This is a genomic window from Paracoccus sp. MKU1 (genome assembly GCF_001447385.1).
In the GTDB taxonomy this organism is placed as follows: Bacteria; Pseudomonadota; Alphaproteobacteria; order Rhodobacterales; family Rhodobacteraceae; genus Paracoccus.
Window position 1 is genome coordinate 1 of record NZ_LLWQ01000236.1, and the last position, 759, is coordinate 759.

The 759-nt window shown below is 68.9% G+C and carries 1 protein-coding gene; it reads right to left on the reverse strand.

What is annotated here, in order from left to right; all coding sequences use genetic code 11:
* Positions 1 to 44: 44 nt before the first annotated feature.
* A partial coding sequence (locus AQY21_RS27070) for an ABC transporter ATP-binding protein (protein WP_058100674.1) occupies positions 45 to 759 on the reverse strand: 715 nt, incomplete at its 5' end.

Consider the following 759-nt stretch of genomic DNA (forward strand, 5'->3'; position numbering starts at 1 on the left):
GCCATACCAGGCATGCAGGTCGCGGACGTTCAGCAGCGGCGCGCTCATGCCTCGGACCCCATATAGGCGCTGCGCACGCGCGGATCGGCCGAGACGGTGGCGTAGTCGCCCGCCGCGATGATCTCGCCGCGTTGCAGCACGGTGACGTGGTGGCAGATATTCGCCACGACGCTCAGGTTGTGCTCGACCATCAGCACCGCGCGCTCGGTGGCGACGTCGCGGATGATGTCAGCGACCATGGCCACGTCCTCCTGGCCCATGCCCGCCATCGGCTCGTCGAGCAGCAGCACCTCGGGGTCGAGCGCCAGCGTGGTGGCGATCTCCAGCACGCGCTTGCGGCCATAGGACAGGTCGGCGGCGCGGTGGTCGCGCCAGCGCGCCAGGCCCAGCTGCTCGATCAGCTGGTCGGCGCGCGCGTCCAGCCGGTCGAGCGCGGACAAGGGCAGCCAGAACTGCGTCGCCAGCCCCGCCGGCCGCTGCAAGGCGACCTTGACGTTCTCGCGCACCGTCAGATGCGGGAAGACGGCCGAGATCTGGAAGCTGCGCACCAGCCCCATCCGCGCCACCTTGTCGGGCTTGGTCTGGGTGATGTCCTGGCCCAGAAGCGTGATCCGGCCCCGCGTCGGCTGCAGGAACTTGGTCAAGAGGTTGAACACCGTGGTCTTGCCGGCGCCGTTCGGCCCGATCAGCGCATGGATGCGCGCGTGCTCCACGTCCAGGTCGACATCGTTCACCGCCGTGAAACCCGCGAAATCCTTG